Origin of the sequence: Kaistia sp. MMO-174, assembly GCF_037147815.1 — a bacterium.
Lineage (GTDB): Bacteria > Pseudomonadota > Alphaproteobacteria > Rhizobiales > Kaistiaceae > Kaistia > Kaistia nematophila.
This window is the reverse complement of the sequence record NZ_JBBCUO010000001.1, coordinates 87,578-109,721: the sequence shown is the minus strand read 5'-3', so window position 1 is coordinate 109,721 and position 22,144 is coordinate 87,578. Positions and strand designations below refer to the sequence as shown.

The 22,144-nt window shown below is 67.8% G+C and carries 9 protein-coding genes; 3 read left to right on the top strand and 6 right to left on the bottom strand.

Annotation, left to right across the window (positions count from 1 at the left end; genetic code table 11):
- Positions 1-80: 80 nt before the first annotated feature.
- Positions 81-1,277, bottom strand: coding sequence for a substrate-binding domain-containing protein (locus WFK98_RS00410; protein WP_266340668.1), 1,197 nt, complete (start codon positions 1,275-1,277; stop codon positions 81-83).
- A gap of 407 nt (positions 1,278-1,684) precedes the next feature.
- Positions 1,685-11,737 carry a hypothetical protein gene (locus WFK98_RS00405; protein ID WP_336798910.1) on the bottom strand — a complete coding sequence of 3,351 codons (10,053 nt, stop codon included), beginning with the start codon at positions 11,735-11,737 and terminating at the stop codon, positions 1,685-1,687.
- Between the two features lie 277 nt (positions 11,738-12,014).
- Between WFK98_RS00405 and WFK98_RS00400 the strand changes: the two genes are divergently transcribed.
- Complete coding sequence (locus WFK98_RS00400) at positions 12,015-12,362, top strand: RidA family protein (protein ID WP_442907352.1); 348 nt, start codon at positions 12,015-12,017, stop codon at positions 12,360-12,362.
- Positions 12,363-12,399: 37 nt separating this feature from the next.
- On the opposite strand, the gene WFK98_RS00395 is transcribed toward WFK98_RS00400, so the two are convergent.
- Genes WFK98_RS00395 through WFK98_RS00385 form a run of 3 tightly spaced genes read right to left on the bottom strand, consistent with a single transcriptional unit; the run spans position 12,400 to position 17,326 of the window.
- The gene (locus WFK98_RS00395; protein WP_336798909.1) at positions 12,400-13,539 is read right to left on the bottom strand and encodes an ABC transporter permease; all 1,140 of its coding nucleotides are present in this window, start codon (positions 13,537-13,539) and stop codon (positions 12,400-12,402) included.
- The gene (rbbA, locus tag WFK98_RS00390; RefSeq protein ID WP_266340670.1) at positions 13,539-16,280 is read right to left on the bottom strand and encodes a ribosome-associated ATPase/putative transporter RbbA; all 2,742 of its coding nucleotides are present in this window, start codon (positions 16,278-16,280) and stop codon (positions 13,539-13,541) included. The genes WFK98_RS00395 and rbbA overlap by 1 nt, the downstream gene beginning before the upstream one ends.
- On the bottom strand, positions 16,277-17,326 hold the full coding sequence (locus WFK98_RS00385; protein ID WP_266340671.1) for an HlyD family secretion protein: 1,050 nt from the start codon (positions 17,324-17,326) through the stop codon (positions 16,277-16,279). The genes rbbA and WFK98_RS00385 overlap by 4 nt, the downstream gene beginning before the upstream one ends.
- A gap of 251 nt (positions 17,327-17,577) precedes the next feature.
- Here WFK98_RS00385 and WFK98_RS00380 point away from each other — a divergent pair, with 251 nt between their 5' ends.
- Positions 17,578-17,934, top strand: a complete 357-nt coding sequence (locus WFK98_RS00380; RefSeq protein WP_336798908.1) for a hypothetical protein — start codon at positions 17,578-17,580, stop codon at positions 17,932-17,934.
- Positions 17,935-18,082: 148 nt separating this feature from the next.
- On the opposite strand, the gene WFK98_RS00375 is transcribed toward WFK98_RS00380, so the two are convergent.
- Entirely contained in the window at positions 18,083-18,964 is an 882-nt protein-coding gene (locus WFK98_RS00375) for a tetratricopeptide repeat protein (RefSeq protein ID WP_336798907.1), read from the bottom strand.
- 686 nt (positions 18,965-19,650) lie between these two features.
- On the opposite strand from WFK98_RS00375, the gene WFK98_RS00370 reads away from it, so the two are divergent.
- On the top strand, positions 19,651-22,008 hold the full coding sequence (locus tag WFK98_RS00370; protein ID WP_336798906.1) for a glycosyltransferase family 2 protein: 2,358 nt from the start codon (positions 19,651-19,653) through the stop codon (positions 22,006-22,008).
- Positions 22,009-22,144: the final 136 nt, after the last annotated feature.

Here is a 22,144-nt window from a genome sequence, read left to right as displayed (position 1 = left end):
CGTGGCCGCCCGCTCGTCAGAGAACCACGCCGATAGCCGGGTTTGAAGCGGCCACCGGCGTGTGTCGCCTGTCCGTGATCCTACTTGGAGCAGGGATCCGGCGTCTGGGCGTAATCGAACAGCTGCGTATGCGCCGGCTTGGCGAAATAGGCGTCCATCAGCTCTTCCGGCATCGGGTCCTGAGGCGCGACGGGGAAGATCGAGACGGCGTCCTTGGTCATGCACTCGCGATGCCATTTGCCGAGCTCGTCCGGCTTCACGGCCGGCACCGGGATCATCAGGATGTTCAGCTTCGGCTGCTGGCCTTCGAGCACGCGGACGCCGACGCGGAACAGGGTCTGCGCCGTCCAGGACGGCATCAGCGCGCCGCCGGTGAAGCGGAACGTGTCCTGGTTATCCTTCCAGAAGCCGAGCGCGTCGCCCGAGATCGAGCCGGAGACGACCGGGATCGGCCGGCCAGCCTGCTTGAACGCCTCGGCGACGATGCGCGACTCCGAACCCGAGGTCCAGACGCCCGCGATCGGCTGCGGCGTGGTGGCGAGCACCTGCAGCGTCACCGTCTTGGTGACGTTGGGCGACCAGTTACCGTTGACGTCGCGGATCACCTTGACGTCGGGCGCCTCGGCAAAGGCCTTGTCGGCGCCGGCGCGCTGCTGGGCGACCAGCGGGCTGCCGGCGATGCCCTCGATGCGCAGTACGTTGCCCTTGCCGCCAATGCCCTCGACGACGCCCTTGGCGACGTCATAGCCGAACTTCACATAGTTGGAATCGACGTTGATGGCATAGGGGCTGGTGACGGCGCCCGCGCCGGTGACGAAGGGAATGCCGGCCTTGAAGGCGGCCTCGATCACTTCGTTCAGCGCCGTCGAAGAGCCGGCGAAGGAGGTGATGATGCTGCACTTCTTGTCGATGAAGGCGCGGATCTGGGCGATCTGCTGGCCGGTGTCGCCGTTCGAATCCGACATCTCGAAATCGGAGACCCAGCCCTTCGCCTTGTAGAGATCGACCAGGCGCTCGAGCTCCTTGGTGACGGAGACCCGCCAGGGATTGCCCTGGTAGGATTCCGAGTGGCACCACTTCCACGGCTGCTTGACCGGGCCGAAATTGTCATAGGCCGACGGCTGGATCGTCTCCTCGACGCCGACATAGAGCGCCTGGATATCCGGCGGCAGCGTCGCGAAGGCCGGCGGCAGTTCGGCGGCCTTCGCCACGCCGGCCACGCTCATCAAGGCAGCGGCGCAGACCGCCACGCCGAGTTTCGTCCTAGCCCGTGTCATGATCCTGTCTCCCTCCCTCTTGGCCGGGGCGGATATCCGCTCACCGCGCCCTGTTCAGGCCCCGCCGCGCGGCGCGCGACGTCCCTCTGGCCCAAGCTTTCTCGTCGCACGTTCCGCACGCGAACTCTTATTCTCAAGAACACCCGGCTGGCGGCTCCCACGCCAACCTCCGCCCTCCAGCTTATTTTTCGCAGGTGAGAGCTTTCGTTCATATCAGATAGCAAGCCGCATTCCTGTCAACTGGTATTTGACCACGAATAACAGGTGAGCGCCTGGGACCGGACGAAGGTCTGGGAAAAGCCTGCTCCTCCAAAGCTCGACACCCGCCGGCGGGATCCACGCGAGCGGGCGTCGAGCCCAACTGGGCATTGAAGCCGGCCACGCGAAAGCGCGGCCGGCAGGAGACGCTACCAGCGGACCTGGAAGCCGGCATTGCCGCCATAGGTCTGGACGTTGTCGGCGAACTTGCCGTCAAAAGTGGCGAAGAACGAGGTGTCCGGGCCCCAGTTCATCCTGAAGCCGGCATTGACCGCCAGCGCATCCTCGGCCGCGGCCGCGCCCTGCACGACGAAGGGATAGCCCGGCGCCGCGAGGAAGCTCGGATTGACCGAGCGATCCGGATTGAACTCGTGCTGCCAGGCCGCCCGCGCCCAGGGCTGGATGGTCGTGTTCTCGCCGAGCCCCATCGTCGTGTCGAACTGCAGGCCGAGCATGGAAGGAAGCGACGTGATGGTGCGGCGGTCATAGTCGAGGCCGAGGACGTCGCCGTTCGGGGAGGTCTCCTGGAAGCCCTGCATGGTCAGCGAGGCAAACTGCAGGCCGGCGAAGCCGGTGACCGCGCCGAGGCCGGCGACGGGCTGGCGCCATCCGGTTTCGGCGCGGGCGCTGAAGCCGCCGCTCAGGAAATCGCCCTCCCAGCGTTCCGAGAAGCCAGGCACGGGATTGAGCGGTGCGTCGGAGCCAGGCACGGTCGCCTGGCGGCGGGTGCTGTTGTCGTAGATGTCCAACGCGAGCGCGCCATTGGCATAGAACTGGCCCCACTTCTTGGCGCCATAGGCGCCGAGATGGCCGCCGACCATGTTGCCGCTGGTCTCGCGATCCGGCACCGAGAACGAGCCGGCGGCGCCGCCGACGGCAAGACCCATCAGCGTGTCGGGATCGACCTGGTAATCGACGCCGGCCGCCAGGCTGCCGGCCTTGTAGGTCAGGTCGGCGCTGCCGACGATGGTCGGGTCGCCATTGACGTTGCCGGAATTGCCACCGACCGTCGCCCAGATCTTCCAGCGACGCTCCTCGGCCTGGTCGAGCGCGGCGAAGGCCGGGCTCTTTTCGGGCTCGTCCGCGTAGCCGAGCGCCTTCGGCGTATAGCTCTGGCTCGAGGGATCGAGGCCCATGCCGATGCGCCAGCTGTCCGCCTGGCCGGTCATCGCCGCCAGGAAAGTGCTGTTCATGTCGAACTCGGGCTGCTGGAAGCCGCTGACGCCCTCGCCCGAGATCGAATCGTAGATCGCGCCGAGGGCATCGATCGTCGGCACGTAGAACAGCGCCGCCGCGATCGGAGCGAAATCCGGCGAGGCAAGGTCCGTCTGGATCGCGTTGATCGCCGAACCGACCGCCGTCTGGTTCTCCGTCATGCCCCCACGGGCATAGTTGATATCGACATTGAGGACGACATCCTGGGGATCGACCGGATAGAGCAGTTTGTACTGCGCCACCGCGCTCTGCGCGGCGTCGAGCTCCAGGCCCTCGTCGGTGACGCCCTCTTCGGTGTGGATGATGACGTAGTCCGTGCTGCCGGTGCGCGCCGACGCGGGGTGCATGACGTTGATGGCGACGATGCCGTCCACCACCGCCGTGCCGCTGACATCGATGCGGTCGGTCGTGCCGGCGAGATCGAGGTCGAGCAGATAGGCGCCTTCCTCGGTCTGCTCGAGATTGCCGGTCAACGTCGTCCGCATCACCCGGTCCCAGTCGCCGGGCGACATGTACCCTTCGTTCAGATACTTGCCCGTCGCGCCGAGATCGACGGTGTCGCCAATGTAGTGGATGGCGTCGAAGCGGTTGTTGAAGGCGTTCTGTCCTTCGCCGAGCGCGACCGAGCCGATGGTCACATATTCGTTCTCGAAGGTGTCGTCGCCGCCGGTGGCGCGCATGGCGTAGCCGTCGATCAGGTCGACCGAGGTGACGATGCCCTTGTTGGTGAGCTTGTTGGTCTTGCCGTCCTTGAAGCCGACGCCGGCGCCCATTTCGGAACCGCCGATCACCTTCACCTTGTCCTCGATGGTGACGTCGATGTCGCCATTGCCGTCGCCGCCGACGCTCTGCGCCAGGATGGCGAAGGAGTTCTTGCCGGTGACCGCGACATCGACCTTCTGCGTCAGGCTGACCACGTCGCCATAGCCGTCGCCGCCGACAGAGCCCATGAAGCCGGCCGGCGTCGGTTCCGAGAACAGGCTGAAGGTCTGGGCGCTGGCGCCGGAGAAGCCGTCCAGGCCGAGATAGTTCCCGTCGAAGCCGCCGACGCCGCCGCCGCCACCCACCGACTGGGCGAAGACGCCGACCGAATTGTCGCCGGTGATGAGGATCCTGGTGTTGCCGGTGATCTTGACGATGCCGCCATTGCCGGTGCCGCCATTTGCGGTGGCCTCGACGATGCCATCGGTTCCCGCGGTGACGACACCGCCGCCGCCGCCGACCGACTGCGCGAAGATGCCGACGGAGCCGTTGCCCTTCAGCTCGATGACGCCGGTGCTGTCGACGATGACGTCGCCCCCCTTGCCGGTGACGCCGGCGCCGCCGATCACTGCCGTACCGCCGAGCGCCACAGCGGTCGCCGCGCCGCCGGCGCCGCCACCGCCGCCCACCGATTGGGCGAAGATCGCGACGGAGTTGTCGCCCTCGATCAGCATGTTGCCGTCATTGATGACCTTGACGATGCCGCCATCACCGCCGGCGCCGCCCGAGCCGCCGATCGCCAGCGCAATCGACGGCGTGTCGCCGGGACTGGTCACATAGGTGATGCCGCCCGTGCCGCCACCGCCGCCGACCGACTGCGCCAGGATACCGGTCGAGCCATATCCGGTCGTGTGGATCAGGCCGGTCACCTCATTGGTGACGGTGACGTCGCCGCCCTTGCCGCTTGCGCCGCCAGCGCCGCCGATGACGAAGTCGAAGGTAGAGCCGTCGGCCAGCGCCGTGCCGCCGGTCATGGCGCCATTGCCGCCACCGCCGCCGATCGACTGCGCGAAGATCGCGACCGCCGCGTCGCCCGTCGTGGTGATGGTGCCTTCATTGGTGACCTTGACGACGCCGCCGCCCCCGCCTCCGGCGCCGCCGACGCCGAGCGAGCCCGAGGTCAGGCTGGCCGCGAAGCCGCCACCGGCATTGCCGCCGCCACCGCCGACCGACTGCGCGAAGATGCCATGCGAGCCATAGCCTTCGACCAGGATGTTGCCCTGGCGCAGCAGCGTCCCACTCTCGTCCCCGGACAGGATTCGCTGGTTCTCGACCGTGACGTCGCCGCCATTGCCGGTCGAAGCGACATCGCCGCCGACCATGAGCAGGCCATAGGTCCTGCCGCCCGAGCCGCCGCCGCCGCCGATCGACTGCGCATTGATGCCGTCGGCGCCGTCGCCCAGCGTGTGCAGGCTGTTGGAGTTGGTGACCGTGACCGCGCCGCCATTGCCGGAGGAACCGCCGGCGCCGCCGATCAGCACCAGCGCCGGAACGCTGTCGGTGAACTTGCCGGAATTCTTGCCGCCACCGGAGCCGCCGCCGCCGCCGACCGACTGGGCGAAGATGGCATGCGAATCGAGACCATGGGTCTCGATCATCGCCGCGTTGGTGACGCCGACCGCTCCGCCGACGCCGGCGGAGCCGCCGGAACCGCCGACGCCGAGGATCGCCAAGCCGATCGAACCGCCGGCACCGCCGCCGCCACCGATCGACTGGGCGAAGATGCCCGCGGAATCATCAGCATGGGTGAGGATGCCGCCATAATTGTCGACGGTGACCGTGCCGCCATAGCCCGCCGCCTCGCCGGTGCCGCCAATGGCCAGCAGAGCGCCGGCGCCGCCGCCGGAACCGCCGCCGCCGCCGACCGACTGCGCGAAGATGCCGTTGGAGCGGCCGGTATCCGCATCCGGATTCGTTCGCTCGCCGTCCTCGTCGAGGACGATGCCGCCGAAGGTCTCGATCAGGGCGACATTCGCCTGCGAGAAGTCGTCCTTGCCATTGGTGACGGTGACCGCGCCGCCATTGCCGCTTGCGCCGCCGCTGCCGCCGAGGGCGATGGTGCCCAGCATGCCGGCATTGCCATCACCGCCATCGCCGCCGCCGCCGCCGACCGACTGCGCATGAATGCCGTCCGAGGTCTGGCCTTCGGTGGTGATGTGGCCGGTATTGGTGACAGTGACCGTGCCGCCATTGCCGCCGGTGCCGCCCGTGCCGCCGATGCCGACCGCCGCCGAGCGCTTGAAGCTGCCTGTGCTGACCGGCTTCAGGAAGGTGAGCGGATCGACCGGCACGCCCGGGATCGACACCAGGCCGCCGAGACCGACATAGGCGTCGCCGCCCGTACCGCCGCCGCCGCCGATCGACTGCGCCAGGATGCCGGCCGACTTGTCGCCATGGGTGGTTATGAAATCGAGATTGGTGACCTCGACGAGGCCGCCGATATTGCCGACGCCGCCCTCTCCGCCGACCGTCGCCTGCAGGTTCCAGTTCGGCGACTTCTTGACCTCGTCGCAATCCGCAGGCGGCTTGCAGGAGGGACCAAGCTGCAGCGAGATCGAGTTCGACCGCCCGCCGGTGCCGCCACCGCCGCCGATCGACTGGGCGAAAATGCCGGTCGCGCCGACGCCCGATGTCTCGATGCCGCCATCCTGGGTGACATGGACGTCGCCGCCGGTATTGCCGTCGCCACCGAGGCCACCGACGGCGACGCTGATATTGACCTGCGTGCCCTCGGTGTTGCCGCCGAGGCCGAGCACGCCGGTGACGGCGTTGCCGCCGGAACCGCCGCCACCACCGATCGACTGCGCGAAGATGCCATAGGCGCCGTCACCGGTCGTCGTCAGCAGGCCATCATTGTCGACCTTGACCAGGCCGCCAAGGCCGCCATCGCCACCGAAGCCGCCGACCGCGACACTGGCATTGACGTTGGTGCCCTCGTCGCCGAGCACGCCGATCGTGCCCGCGATCGCCATGCCGCCATTGCCGCCGCCGCCGCCGATCGACTGCGCCTGGATGGCGTGCGCCTCGACACCTCCGGTGGTGATCGAACCGGTATTGTCGACCGTGACCGTACCGCCATAGCTGCCTTCACCGCCGAAGCCGCCGAGCGAGGCCGACAGGCTCTTGGCGTTCTTGCCGGAGATCACGCCGGCGACAGACAGGCCGCCATTGCCGCCGCCGCCGCCGACCGACTGCGCGAAGATGCCGACCGACTGGTCCTTCTCGGTGATGATCGAGCCGTTGCGGGTCACGGTGACGGTGCCGCCATAGCCGCCATCCGCGCCGAAGCCGCCGACCGAGGCGCTGACCTGACGACCTTCCTCACCACCCGAGAGGCTCGCCGAAACGCTGAGGCCGCCATTGCCGCCGCCGCCGCCGATCGACTGCGCCAGCACGCCATAGGCCTTCTTGCCCTTGGTCTGGATGAGGCCGGTCGAATCCACCGTCACCGCGTCACCATTGCCGCCTGCCGCGCCAAAGCCGCCGAGCGAGGCGGAGATGGCCGTCTTGGTGCCGTCCTCGGCCTTGCCAAGCGAGCCCTGGATCGCCGCGACGAAGGAGAAGCCGCCATTGCCGCCGCCGCCACCGACCGATTGCGCGAAGATGCCGTTCGAGCCGTTGCCCTCTGTCAGGATGTTGTCGACCGAGTTGACGTTGACGGTCGAGCCGTTGCCGCCGCCGTCGCCGAAACCACCGATCGAGACGGCGACCGCCGTCTTGGCATTCTCGCCCGTGACCGAGATCGCGCCGGAGAAGCCGCCATTGCCGCCACCGCCGCCGACCGACTGCGCGAAGATGCCGTTGGAATCGCCGCCCTCGGTGTGGATCGTTGCCGCATTGCCGGAGAGTGTCGCACCGACATTGCTGTTGACGATGACCGCACCCGCGTTCTGTCCCTCGCCACCGCCACCACCAATGCTGACGCTGGCGCCGCCCATGCCGTCGACGGTCAGATTGCCCGCGACCGAGAAGCCGCCATTGCCGCCGCCGCCGGCAACCGATTGCGCCAGGATGCCGTTGGAGATGTCGCCCTTGGTCCAGATCGTGCCGGTATTGTTGACGGTGACGAGCTTCGAGATGCCGCCATCGCCGCCGCCACCGCCAAGCGAAACCGAGACGCTGCCCTTCTTGCCGGAGCCGCTCGCCGCGATGCTGGCGCCGCCATTGCCGCCGCCGCCGCCCACCGATTGCGCCAGGATGCCATCCGAGCCGTTGCCGAGCGTCCGGATGTTGCCGTTGCTGGTGACCGTGACGGCCTCGCCGATGCCGCCCGTGCCACCCGAGCCGCCGAGGCTGACGCCCGCCGCCCCGCCATCGGTCGAAATGGCGAGCACGCCAGAGAAGCCGCCATTGCCGCCGCCACCGCCAACCGACTGGGCCAGGATGCCGGCCGAATTGTCATAGCCAGTGGTGATGTTGCCTTCGCTGGAGACGGTGACGATATCGGCCTGGCCGCCGCCCTTGCCGCTGCCGCCGAGCGAGACGCTGACGCCGAGCGTCTTGCCGCCGCTGACCGCAGCCGAGAAGCCGCCATTGCCGCCGCCGCCGCCGACCGACTGCGCCAGAATGCCGGCAGCCCCCGAGCCTCCACCCTGGAACATTACGCCATGCTCGAAATCATAGCCGGTGGTGATGTTGCCCGTGGAGGTGACGGTCACGACGCCGCCGGCGCCGCCGATATCGCCATCGCCGCCGAGGCCGACCGCGATGCCGGCGTCCTGGCCGAGCGCCAGCGTGACGTTGGAGCCGCCATTGCCGCCGCCACCGCCGACGGACTGCGCGAGGATGCCGATCGACTGGTCGCCGCCCGTCGTCACGTTACCCGTCGAGGTAACCGCGACCTTGACGCCGGCGCCGCCGCCTTCGCCCGAGCCGCCGAGACCGACGCCGACGCTGCCGCCCTGCAGTGCAATGGAGCCTGCACCCGCGAAACCGCCATTGCCGCCACCGCCGCCGACCGACTGCGCGAAGATGCCGATCGACTGGTCGCCGCGGGTTTCGATGTTGCCGGTCGATCCGACCGTGACTTCGCCACCATTCTGGCCCGCGCCGCCACTGCCGCCGATGGCGACCGAGGCAGCGAGCGCGCCGGAGGTGAAGGTGCCGGCGATCGAGAAGCCGCCATTGCCGCCGCCGCCACCGATCGACTGCGCCAGGATGCCGTGCGCCTGCTGCCCGCCGGTGGCGATGTTGCCATAATTGGTGACGAAGACTTCCTTGCCGACGCCGCCGGTGGCGCCGCTGCCGCCGAGCGACACCGCCGCCGCACCGCCCGCGCCGCCATAGGAGCCGGATGCGCTCAGCGTCACGGCGAAGCCGCCATTGCCGCCACCGCCGCCGATCGACTGCGCCACGATGCCGGAGGAACCGTCGCCCATCGTCAGGATGTTGTTCTGGGTAACGACCGAGCCGACCTTCTTGCCGTTGTTGACGGTGACCTTGGCGGCGTCGCCGCCACCGCCGCCGGAGCCGCCCAGGCTGACGCCGATGCCGACCACGCCACCCGCCGCCAGGCTGCCGGCAAAGCCGCCATTGCCGCCGCCGCCGCCGACCGACTGGGCGAGGATGCCGACGGCATTGTCACCCTCGGTGACCATGTTCCAGGTGCGCCCATCCGTCGTGCTGATGGTGTGGCCGGCGCCATCGGCGTTGACGGTGACCTCGCCGGCCGAGCTGCCGGAACCGCCTTCGCCGCCAAGACCGACGCTGACCGCGCCACCGCCGATGGCGCCGGCGACCACGAAGCCGCCATTGCCGCCACCGCCGCCGACCGACTGGGCCAGAATACCGGTCGAATTGTTGCCCTTGGTCCAGATCGAGCCGGAACTGTCGACGTCGACATCCAGGCCGGCGCCGCCGCTGCTGCCGGCGCCACCAATGCCAACCGCTACGCCGAGACCGCCGATCGCGCCGCTGATCGCATAACCACCATTGCCGCCGCCGCCACCGACCGACTGCGCGACGATGCCCTGGGCGTTATCGCTCTTTGTCTTGATATCGCTCCAGCTCGAGACGTTGACCGCCTTGGCGTCACCGCCCTCGCCGCCGGTGCCGCCGATGCTGACGCCGGCTGCCACCGTTCCGCCGACCGCTACCGCAATCGCGCCGCCACCATTGCCGCCGCCGCCGCCGATCGACTGCGCGAAGATACCACGCGATCCCGCCCCCTCGGTCGTAATGGTGCCGGCCGTCTCGACGGTCACCTCGCCGCCATCGCCGCCCTTGCCGCCGTCGCCGCCAAAGGCAAGCGCCAGGTCGCCGACCGCGGCCGACACGGCAAAGCCGCCATTGCCGCCGCCGCCACCGATCGACTGAGCAAAGACGCCGTCCGACTGGTCGCCATGAGTGATGATCGAATAACGCGCATTGTCCTCGTCGCGCAGGACCTCGACCGTCTTGCCCTCGCCTCCGTCGCCGCCGGTGCCGCCGAGCGCGACGCTGACGCCGGCGCTGCCGGAGAAGGCGCCGCCGCCATTGCCGCCGCCGCCGCCGACCGACTGCGCGAAGATGCCGGCCGAATTGATGGAATCGGCGCCATAGATGCCGGTTTCGATATCGCCAGCATTGATGACGGTGACGCGGGAGCCATCGCCGCCCTTGCCGCCCGTTCCGCCTGCCGTGAACAGGCCGGCGCTGACGCCGCCATTACCGCCGCCGCCGCCGATCGACTGCGCCAGGATGCCGGCCGAATAGGCGTCATGCGTCTTGATCGAGCCGGCGCTGGTATTGGTGACCTCGACGATGCCGCCATCGCTGGTCGCACTGCCGTTGCCGCCCAGCGCGACGAGGCCGCCGGCCCGGCCGCCATTGCCGCCGCCGCCGCCGATCGACTGCGCCAGGATGCCGTTGGAGGAGACGCCATAGGTCTCGATCGCGCCGGAATTGGTGACGCCGACCGTCACCACATCGGCCGGTCCGCCATTGCCGCCCGGCGCGCCGGAACCGCTGCCGGCGAACAGGCCGAAATTCGAGCCGCCGTCGCCACCGCCACCACCGATGGTCTGGGCCAGGATACCCTGCGAGTAATCACCGGTGGTGGTGATCGAGCCGCCGTTCACGACGTGGACGATGCCGCCATTGCCGCCATTGCCGCCGCTGCCGCCCGAGGCCGAGAACAGGCCGAAGCCGCCGGCGCTGCCGCCACCCCCGCCGCCGATCGACTGCGCCACGATGCCGTGAGAATAGATTCCGGACGTGCTGATCGACGTGCCGGCGCTGGTCGTGACATTGGCGTTGCCGCCGCTGCCGGCCGCATTGCCGCCGCCCGGGTTGAAGACAAGGCCACCGCCGCCGCCGCCATTGCCGCCGCCGCCGCCCTGGCTGACAGCGGCGATACCGACCGAGTAGTCCCCCGTCGTGATGACGTGACCGCCGGTGAAATTGACGGTTGCCGTTCCGCCGCTGCCGCCGAGGCCACCATCGCCGGCGCTGCCGGAAATGCCATAGGCGCCACCACCATTGCCGCCATTGCCGGCCATGCTTGTCGCGACGATGCCGGCGGCGTGATCCGCGCTGGTCGTGACGTTGCCGTTCGCGTTCACCGTGGCGTTGCCGCCATCCGCGCCGTTGCCGCCATCGCCGCCATTCGAGAAGACGTAGCCATTGCTGCCATTGCCGCCACGGCTGCCATTCGACTGGGCGATGACGCCCGGCACGCCATCCGTATTGCCACCGACGACGCCGTTAGCGGCATTGGCGCCCGGCGTGTAGTTCACGATGAGGGTCGGGCCGGCATTTCCGGTCGGGCCGCTGGCCGCCTTCGCGGGCGGCGCGATGCAGTTGGCGCCGGCGCAGGTTTCGGGCTTGGCCGGCTCGTCGTCGGTGGCCGGCACGGCTGGCGTGATGGTGCAGTTGGCGGGCTGTCCCTGCGCCGGGGGCGCGCAGGTGTAATGCTCGACGGCCGCCGGATCGATCGGCGACGAACCCGTGCCGGTCAGCGACACCTGCGACAGGTCCGAGGTCAGCGAATTCACGTTGAGCGTCGTGACGCTGGGCGCCGTGTAGACGGCCGAGCCACCATTGGCGTCGCCCGTGCAGTTCATCACATTGCCGGTCGGGCCGACGCAGGCAGCCGCGGCCGGATCGCTGGCACCCAGGAGCGCCAACAGACCGAGAAATCCAGAGAGGAGCGCCGCCGCGGCAGCCCCGCGAAGCGTCGAGACGCCTATCGGGCGATAGCGCCCGAGCGCCCGCAGCGCCGCAACCCGCGTCCAGATCCCCGCCATGTCCCGCCCCCCGCCCCTTCGCGCCGAAGGGCACGAGTTCGCGTAGCTGCAACCTATATGGTTTACCACCGCGTAATGTGACCCAAGGTCAGCGGGGGCGCGATTCTCCGGACCTGTGGCGAAAGGGCTGCAAATCCGCAATCCAAAATATATCTATGGTTGCACAGATATGGCCGACCTATCTATTGCGAGTGGCGCACCTCCCGTTCAACGGCTAACCGGATGCCTTGGGGCTGCGCGAGGACGCACCGCCCGCACGTTACGAAGGAGCGATTTCGTGGAGATTTCGAGACTGGAGCCGGCGGCGCGCTGGTGCGAGACCGCTACCCATGACGGCGTCGTGCATGTCGCCGGCCAGGTCGGGCAGCCGGGCGCCGACATCATCACCCAGACGCGCGGCGCGCTGGCCGAGATGGACCGCGTGCTCGCGCTCTCCGGCACCGACAAATCGCGCCTGCTCTCGGTCACGATCTGGCTGGCCGACATCGCCGATTTTGCCGCCATGAACAGCGTCTGGGACGCCTGGATCGACCCGGCCAACCCGCCGGCCCGCGCCACCGGCGGCATTCCGCTCGCCGATCCCGACTACAAGATCGAGATCACGGCGGTCGCCGCCCTGCCCTGAGGCTGGACGCGGGCGCCGGCGGCCGAGGCAGCCGGCGCTATCCCTTCAGGACGGCGCTGCGGAAGCGGGCGAGCGACACGAAGAAATAGGCGCCGCCAAAGGCCAGGAATATCAACAGGTACTGCCAGACGAGAGGGAAACCGCCGCCCCGGAACAGCACCGCCTGGGTGAACGACACGAAATGCGGCGTCGTCGTCAGCGCCTGCATCGTGTAGCGCAGCCATACCGGCATGCTCTCCAGCGGCGTCGCGCTGCCGGACAGCAGGTTCAGCACGATCAGGACGGGGATCGCCAGCAGGCCGAACTGCGCCATCGAGGTCGAGAAGGTAGCGACCAGGATTCCCATCGAGGCGATCGAGAGCGTGTAGATCGTCGTCCCGAGCAGGAACAGGCCGATCGAGCCCTGGATCGGCACGCCGAGCAGCATCTGCACGACGAAGATCAGCGACAGGGTCGCCGCGGCGACGATGATCAGGCCATTCGCCAGGATCTTGGCGAGCACGATCTGGCCGGCCCCGACCGGCATGACGAGCAGATGCTCGACCGTGCCGCGCTCGCGCTCACGGATCAGCGCCGCGCCGGACAGGATCAGCGTCAGCATCGTGACATTGTTCATCACCTGCATCAGCGCGCCGAACCAGACCGAGTTCAGGTTCGGATTGAAGGCATTGCGCATCACCAGCCTGACCGGCGCCGTCGCCTCGATGCCGCCGCCATAGCGGAATTCCGAGATCTCGTTGGCGATGACGTTCTGCAACGCCACCACGCCATTGCCGGCAAAGGCCATGGCGGTGGCGTCGATCTCGACCTGGAGCTCGGCGGCGCGGTTCGACCGCACGTCGCGCTCGAAATTCGGCGGGATGTCGAGCACGAAGACGAAGCGGCCCTCGTTCAGGGCCGTATCGACGTCACGCGGCGAAATCTTCACCGCCTCCTGGAAGATCGGCGGCTGCAGCGCCCCCAGGATCCGGCGCGACAACTGCGAATCATCCTCGTCGACGACGGCCACGGCGAGGTTCTTCAACTCGGTCGAGGCGCTGCTCGAAACCGAATAGACGGCCAGCGTGAAGGTGTAGAGCACCAGAACCAGCATGATCGGATCCGCCTTGATGCTGCGGAGTTCCTTGATGAAGAGCTGGAAGAGGCCGGAACACCAGCGGAAGAACTTCTTCATCATCAGGTGTCCTGTTTGCGCAGCAGGAGCAGGGAAGCAACGAAGAACAGGACGCCGAAACCGGCGAGGACCAGCACGTTGAGCCAGAGATCGGCCCAGCCGAGCCCCTTGGTGAAGGTGCCGACGCTGATCGGCTGATACCAGGCCGGGGGGAAGGAAAGGCCGAAGGCGCGGCCGCCGCCCGTCAACGACGAGACCGGGATGATCAGGCCCGAGAAATTGACCGCCGGGATGATCGAGATGATCGCGGTCGCCACCACCGCCGCCACCTGCGAACGGGTGAAGGTGGAGACGAGCTGGCCGAAGCCCGTCGTCGCCGTGACATAGAGCAGCGTCGCTACCGCGAACAGGCTGAGCGAGCCCTTCAACGGCAGCTGGAACAGGAACAGCGTCAGCAGGAAGAGCACCACCGCGCTCACCAGCGCGACGCCGATATAGGGCAATTGCTTGCCGAGCAGAAATTCGGCCTTGCTGATCGGCGTCGAGTAGAAGTTGGCGATCGAGCCGGTCTCCTTCTCGCGCACGATGCCGATCGCCGACATGATCGCCGGGATCAGCACCAGCATCAGCATGATCACGCTCGGCACCATGGCGTTGACGCTCTTGAAGGCCTGATTGTAGCGGAACCGCGTCTCGACCGAGACGTCCGGCACCGACTGGCCCGTCTGCGCGGCGACCTCGGCGGCATATTCGGCGGCGAGGCCGGTGACGTAGCCGCGCGCGGTCTCGGCGCGGAAGGGCATGCTGCCATCGACCGTCACCGCCACCTCGGGCTGGCGGCTGCCCCGGAGGTCGCGCCCGAAGCCGGATGGAATCTCGATCGCGATATTGACCTCGCCACTCTTCAGCCGGTCCTGCAGGTCGCTCTCGGAGGTGATTTCCGGCTGTTCGCTGAAATAGCGCGATGCGGAGAAGTTCTCCATCAACTGACGGCTCTCCGGGGTCCTGTCCTGATCGTAGACGGCGAAGCTCAGATTCTCGACGTCGAAGGAGATGCCATAGCCGAAGGTGATCATCAGCAGGACAGGGCCCAACAGCGCGAAGCCGAGACGGATCTTGTCGCGCAGCAGTTCCATCGTCTCGCGGCGCGCATAGGCCCAGAGGCGGCCGGGATCGAAGCGACGCGGCCGGGTCGCGGCGGCGTGCGGGGAAGTCGTCGCCGCCTCGAGCGCGGCGGTCTCCGCCTCGGTCGCGACCGGCGCCTCCTCGGGAATGCCGGACGCCTCCTTCAGATAGGAGACGAATGCCTCCTCCAGCGTCGCCTTGCCGCGCTGCTCGGCGAGTTCCTGCGGCGCGCCGACGGCGAACACCTTGCCGGCATGCATGAGCGAGATGCGATCGCAGCGCGCCGCCTCGTTCATGAAATGGGTGGAGATGAAGATCGTGACGCCATGCTCGCGCGCGAGCGTCACCAGCGTGCGCCAGAAGGAATCGCGCGCCACCGGATCGACGCCGGAGGTCGGCTCGTCGAGGATCAGGATCGACGGCCGATGGATGACCGCGACGGCAAGCTGCAGGCGCTGCCGCATGCCGAGCGGCAGATTGTCGGGCAGCTGATCGGCGACATCGCGAAGATCATAGGTGTCGAGCATCTCGCCGATGCGCGGCCCGATCTCGGCGGCCGGGATATGGAACAGATTCGCGTGCAGCTCGAGGTTCTGCCGCACCGTCAGCTCGGTATAGAGCGAGAAGGACTGCGACATGTAGCCGACATGCTGCTTGATCTCCATGTCGTTGCCAGCGAGCGACTGGCCGAACAGCTTGGTCCAGCCCTCGGTCGGGGTGATCAGGCCGGTCAGCATCTTCATCGTCGTCGACTTGCCGCAGCCATTCGAGCCGAGGAAGCCGAAGATCTCGCCCTTGGAGATGCGGAAGGAGACATTGTCGACAGCCGTGAAATCGCCGAAGCGGCAGGTCAGGCCCTCCGCCTCGATCGCCGGGACCTCGTCGGGCTCCATCACGCGCGGCGGCACGACCACGCTCTGGTAGCCGAGGCGCTTCTCTTCCGGCAGCAGCGCGATGAAGGCCTCCTCCAGCGTGTCCTTGCCGGCCTTCGCCCGGACCTCGTCCGGCGTCCCCTCGGCGATGACCTTGCCGTCGTCCATCGCCGCCAGCCAGTCGAAGCGCTCGGCCTCCTCCATATAGGCGGTGGCGACGATGACGCTCATCTGCGGCCGGCGGGCACGGATCGAGTCGATCAGGTCCCAGAACTGCTGGCGAGACAGTGGGTCGACGCCGGTGGTCGGCTCGTCGAGGATGAGGAAATCGGGATCGTGGATCAGCGCGCAGCAGAGGCTCAGCTTCTGCTTCATGCCGCCAGAGAGCTTGCCGGCCGGACGATCCGGGAACGGGTCGAGCCCGGTGGCGGTCAGGAGATCGTGGATGCGCTCCTGCCGCTCGGCAGCGCCCTGGCCGAACAGCCGGGCGAAGAAGTCTAGATTCTCGAAGACGGTGAGCGTCGGGTAGAGATTCCGCCCGAGCCCCTGCGGCATGTAGGCGATGCGCGGCGAGGCGACGTCGCGCACGCGCTTTTCCGCCATGTCACCGCCGAGCGTCTCGACACGGCCGGCCTGCAGCTTGCGCACGCCGGCGAGCAGGCCGAGCACGGTCGACTTGCCGACACCGTCGGGGCCGATCAGCCCGGCCATGCAGCCGGCGGGAATGGCGAGCGTCAGATCATCGACGGCCAGCCGCTTGCCATAGCGATGGCTGACGCCCTCGAGACGCGCGACGGGTTCCGTCATTGCGGGACATTGACCTTGAGACTATCCGGCCAGTCGGCATCCACCGAGGTGCGCACGAAGCCGACGCCACGCACGCCAACCTTGACCTGGCTCTCATATTTCTGGACCAGGGCGCGCGGGATCTGCAGCTTGACGCGGAACATCAGCTTCTCGCGCTCGTCCTTGGTCTCGACCGTCTTCGGCGTGAACTGCGCCTCGCCGGAGACGAAGGTGACGGTGGCGGGAATGACGTAGTCCGGGATCGGATCGAGAATGATGCGCGCCTCGTCGCCGATGGCGATGCCGGCGACGTCCTTGGCCGGCAGGTAGATCGACATCGAGATGTCGGAGAGATCGAGCAGCGTCAGCACGCGCGTGCCGGCGCCCACCACCTCGCCGGCGCGGGCGAGTTCGTACTGCACGCGGCCGCGCCGCGGCGCCACCAGCACCATGTCCTCGATAATGGCGTTGAGGCGCGAAACATCCGCCTCGGCCGCCTTGATCGAGCTTTCGGCCTGGGCGCGCGCGGCCACCATCGCCTGGTAGGCGGCATTGGCGACGTTCAGCTTGTTCTGCGCCTCGTCGCGCATCTGCGCCGTCGCGTGGCCCTTCTTGAACAGCGCATCGATGCGGTCGAAGCTCGCCTGCGCAAGCTGGCGATCGCTGTCGCGCTGCGCGATCTGGGCGTCCGCCTCGCTCAGCGCGCTCTCGGCCCGCAGCACCTGCGCCTGGGCGCCGAGCAGCTGGGCTCGGTATTCGCGGTCATCGACGCGGGCGAGAACCTGGCCCGCCTCGACGGTGTCCCCCTCCTTCACGTCGACCGAGGCGAGACGGCCCGGATACTTGCTGGAGACGTCGATCTCCTGGCCCTCGATGCGGCCGTTCGACTGGGCGATGCCCTTCGGCAGCGTGTTGCCGCGCAACCGCTCGATCAGGCTCTGCAGCTTGCTCTGCGCCTCGGCCTGCGGGATCAGCCAGCCCCCCGTCCCTGCCGTCCCCGCCAGGGTGCCGGCGGCCAGAATTGCCGCCAGGGCGACGAGCCCCGTTCTCGGCCAGGAGTGACGCATCGAAGGTACCTCGCATTCCGCACAACGCTTCGTTGCACAGTATCGGGCACGCGGCGAATTTGGGGAAGCCTCGATCGGTACGCCCGGACAAGACGCCTCATCTCCCGACGGAAGCCCCAGAAAGCGGAAGCCCGGGAAAACGGAAGCGCCGACAAGAAGCTGCGCCTTGTCGATCACCTTTACGTTACGGAAACGATACTCGACTCGCGCGCAAAGCTGCGAGATGCTGCGCAAAACGGGAGGCGATCGAAATGCGCATGGCAATTCTGGCGTTGCTCGGTTTTGTCGCGGGTTGCAGCACAACCCATACCGCGACCGGCCCCGCAACCGGGCCGAGCTCGGGACTGCAGCAGGCCTACCAGGCCTGCCAGACCAGCTATGACAACCACACCCTCAAGACACGAGCCGAGCGGGCGCGCTGCATCAACGCCGCGGAAAACCAGTTCGCGTCCGAGTTCCCCGACCGGGAGCTGCTGCGGCGACAGCAGGGCCTGCGGCTGTCGCTGGCGATGCAGGTTGACCAGGGCAAGATCAGCCAGGCGACCGCGGACGCCGCCTACAAGCGCGAGTTGACCCGGCTTCAGGCGGCTTCGGCGGCGCATGGCTGAGAGGCCGCGCGTAGCATCGGGGTCGCTCCGGGACCTGGCCGGCGCAGCCCCAGTCGCTTTGACAAGGCGCGCCGCCCGGCCCGCGTGAAACGACACCGCCCCCGCGCCGGCGGGCGGCGGCCTCGACTTGCCTGTCGCGACGCCTCCGCTACGGCGCGCCGCCCAGCGCCGCCAGACGCTGCTTGACCCAATCGGGCGCGCCGGGATTGGCCAGCGCGAGCTTGTAGTAGCGCGCGGCCTCTTTCTTGTTCCAGCGCTTCAAGCCCTTGCCGGTCTCCAGGGCCAGGCCATAGCTCGCCTGCGCCAGATGGTTCCCCTGCTCGGCCGAAAGCTTGTAGTATTTCGCAGCCGTCGCATCGCTCTGCACGACGCCGACACCCTTCGCATAGTATTCGCCGAGCTTGAACTGGCTCCAGGCATTGCCCTGGTCCGCCGATTTCTTGTACCAGCCGATCGCCATCGGATAGCTGGGCGCCACGCCAGCGCCGGTCGCGTATTTCTCGGCCAGCGCATACTGCGCCCAGGAATTGCCGAGCTCGGCCGCCTTGCGATAATTCTTCAGCGAATCCGAGGCATTGGCCGCCATGCCGATACCCTCGGCCTGGCAGCGCGCCAGATTGTATAGCGCCCAGTTATTACCCTTCGCGGCCGACTTCCTGTAGAGCGCCACCGCCTTTGCGACGTCCTTCGGCACGCCGGTCCCGTTCTCGTAGAGCGAGCCGAGGCTGTTCTGCGCCCAGTCATTGCCGCGATCGGCCGCTTTGGCGTACCAACTCGCCGCCAGTTTCTGGTTCTGCGGAACGCCGGAGCCGTTCTCGTACATCTTGCCGAGATTGACCTGGCCCCACACGTCACCCTTGTCGGCCGCCTGCCGATAGAGCGCCATGGCACGTTCATAATTCTGCGCCGCCAGCGCCTTGTCGCCTTCCTCGATGAGGCCGGCCCTGGCACCGACGATCGAGGCCGCGATGACCAGACCGCCGGCGAAAGCGCGCAGCGCCGCGCGATATCCGAGCTTGTTGAAACGCATTCCGTGAACCGAGCCCCCTGGTATCGATCCGCCGCGCCGGAGCCTGCCTTGGCCGGAACGAGATCGTTTCTTTCAACCGCGATGGCGCGAATTCATCCTGCCCCCTGCGGATCGCGACATTGGTAGCCTCCGTTCCGTCATGCTGACAAGCGCTCGTCGCTGGGGAAAATCAACCAAATTTCGTGGCAATTTCATCACAGCCGCCTGCAACCGCAGGGAGGTCCGTTGCGTAATGTGGAACGGGCGTGTACGCAGTCTTCGGTCAGTAGATTCTTATTAAGTTATTGAACCATCTAAGCCATCGTACTGTTTTGCTATGGCTAATTAAGAGTCTGAAATATTGGCACGCCGGGGGGCGCCAAGTTGCAGGACGGGTGTAGCGAAATAGCCGCGCGCAAAGCGGCGGACTTGCTGGCGGAGTCATTGTCTGGCCGCCTTAGCATCACCGATTACCTCACCTCGCCCGAATTCGACTATTCCGCATTACCGAACAGCAAGGACATGCGACGGAGGATCGCCGCCGCATCGCGGCCGCGCCCGCCCGACACCGCGCGCGTGCTGCGCGGGCACCCGCCTTCGGGGTCCAGCCCGTATCGACCCGCCTCGACCGCCTGAGCTGCTCCGCGCCTCGGTGCGTCGTCGCCAGCCCGACACCCTGCTTCTCGAGACTTGCCGAAACCGCCGCAATGCCGATGCCGCGCCTGCCCGCTTCCTGGTCGACGACCGCAGCCCGTGCCGGGGCGCTCGAGCCGTTCTTCGTGCTCGTCGTCATGGCATGCTCGCTCGGCGCCGTCGGCGGGCTGACGATTTTTCTGTACGTCATCGACGACATGCACTGGGTCGACCGGACGCTCTATTGCGGCCTGCTGCTCGGACTCTTCTATTGCAGCCTGTCCTACCAGCTGAGCCGGTATGGTGCGGCCAGGCGAGCGCAGCGCCACCGCGCCTTCGCCGAGAGCGAGGTCGCCTATCTACTCCGGCCCGACGCACCGAGCGTCGCCGTGCTGATCCCGAGCTATCGCGAGGAACGGCGCGTCATCATCATGACGATGCTGTCGGCGGCGCTGGCGCGCTATTCGAACCGCAGGCTCGTCCTGCTCGTCGACGATCCGCCGGGCGACGACGCCTCGGTGGAGGCGACGCTGTCGGCGGTCGACGAGGTGCATGCCCTGCTCGACGCACCGATGGGCGCGCTGCGCAACGAGGCGAAGGCCTGGCATCGACGCCAGGCCGCTGGCGGCGTCAATCTCGCGACCGAAACCTGGCGGCTGAAGCGCAGCTATGACTATGTCGCGGGATGGCTGGAGCGGCTTGCGCGCTCGTTCGAGGCCGAGATCAGCCCCGCCTTCCGGCATGTCGACCGCTTCTTTATCGACCGCATCGTTCTGGATCTCGCCCGCCACTACCGGGCGCGGGCCGCCGAACTGTCGGACGCGCTGCTGCCGGTCGAGATGATCGACCGCGAATACGATATCCTCGCCGACCTGTTCTGCACCGACATCAGCAGCTTCCAGCGCAAGACCTTCGCCAATCTCTCGCACGCGCCGAACAAGGCGATGAACCTCAACGCCTATATCGGCATGATGGGCGGACGCTATGCGATGCGCCGCGCCGGCGGCGGCGTGGCGCTGGAGCCGGCAGCGGCCGGCTCGCGCGATCCGATCGAGATCCCGGGCGCCGACTTCGTGCTGACGCTCGACGCCGACAGCGTCATCCTCGGCGACTACATGCTGCAGCTCGTCCACCTTCTGAACCAGAATCAGAAGGCCGGCGTCGCGCAGACCCCCTACCTGACCTTCCCGAAGGGCCTGACGCCGGTCGAGCGCATCGCCGGCGCCACCACCGACATCCAGTACCTCATCCACCAGGGCGCGACCTTCTTCAACGCGTCCTACTGGGTCGGCGCCAATGCGCTAATCCGCACCACGGCGCTGCAGCAGATCGCCCGCGAGCAGCAGGAGGCCGGCAAGACCTGCAAGGTCTTCATCCAGGACGAGACGGTGATCGAGGACACCGGCTCGACCATCGACCTGCTCGAGGCAGGCTGGACGGTGCACAACTACTTCGCCCCGCTCGCCTACAGCGCCACCCCGGCCGATTTCGGCGCCCTCGCGATCCAGCGCAAGCGCTGGAGCAATGGCGGACTGATCATCTTCCCGATGCTGCTGCGGCAATATCTCGGCAATCGCGGCCGGATGCGCCGAATTCCCGAGCTGGTGCTGCGCACCAACTACCTGCTGTCGCCGCTGATCGGCAATGCAGCGGTGTTCGCGCTGATGATCTGGGCCAGCGCGGACGGACGGGCGCTGGTCTGGACGCCGCTGGTGATGCTGCCCTATTTCCTGCTCTACGGCAGCGACCTGCGCCGGCTCGGCTATCGCTTCCGGGACCTGTTCGCCGTCTGCGCGCTCAATCTGATGCTGCTGCCGGTCACCTTCGCCGGCATCCTCGCCTCGATCCGCCAGATGATCACCGGGCGGAAGGGCAGCTTCTCGCGCACGCCAAAGGTCGCCGACCGCACCTTCATCCCGCCCTACTGCTTCCTGTTCAACAGCTTCATGCTGGCGCTGATGCTGCGCTACGTCGCCGATGGCCTGATCGCCGGAGACTATCTCGGCGCCATCGTGCCGGCCGTCAACGTCACGCTCTATGGCTACGGCCTGCATCGCCTGATCGGCTTCCGCAACGGCCTCGCAGACCTGGCGCTGGCGATCAGGACGCGCCTTGCGGCCGCATCGAACGCGGCTGCCGGCAGCATGGCGCGCGCGGTGCACGGCCTCGGCTGGCTTGGCCTGCGCCCGGCGCGCATCTTCGCGGCGCCCGCCCTGTTCGCGCTGATCATGCTGGCGCCGATGAACGTGGCGCCGAAGCTGTCGCAGGACGATTTCATCGGCGGCGCCATCGCCAGCCAGAGCAACAGCACGGCGACGGCCGAGACGCGCCCGCGCGCGATCGCCCAACCCCGCACGGCGCGCGCGACCGCCGCCGAAAGGGACGCGGCGCTGGGCCTGCTCGTCGAGCAATTGCGGGGAGCGCGCCCATGACCGCGATCCCGCAGGGCAGGATTTCGAGACGGACTGGAGGCGGAAGCCTCGCCGCTTCGCGCGGCACGACTGAGCCGGAGGGGCGCGGCGCGCCCTACGCCGGTGCCATCCAATTTCCAGAGATTATGAAAAGCCG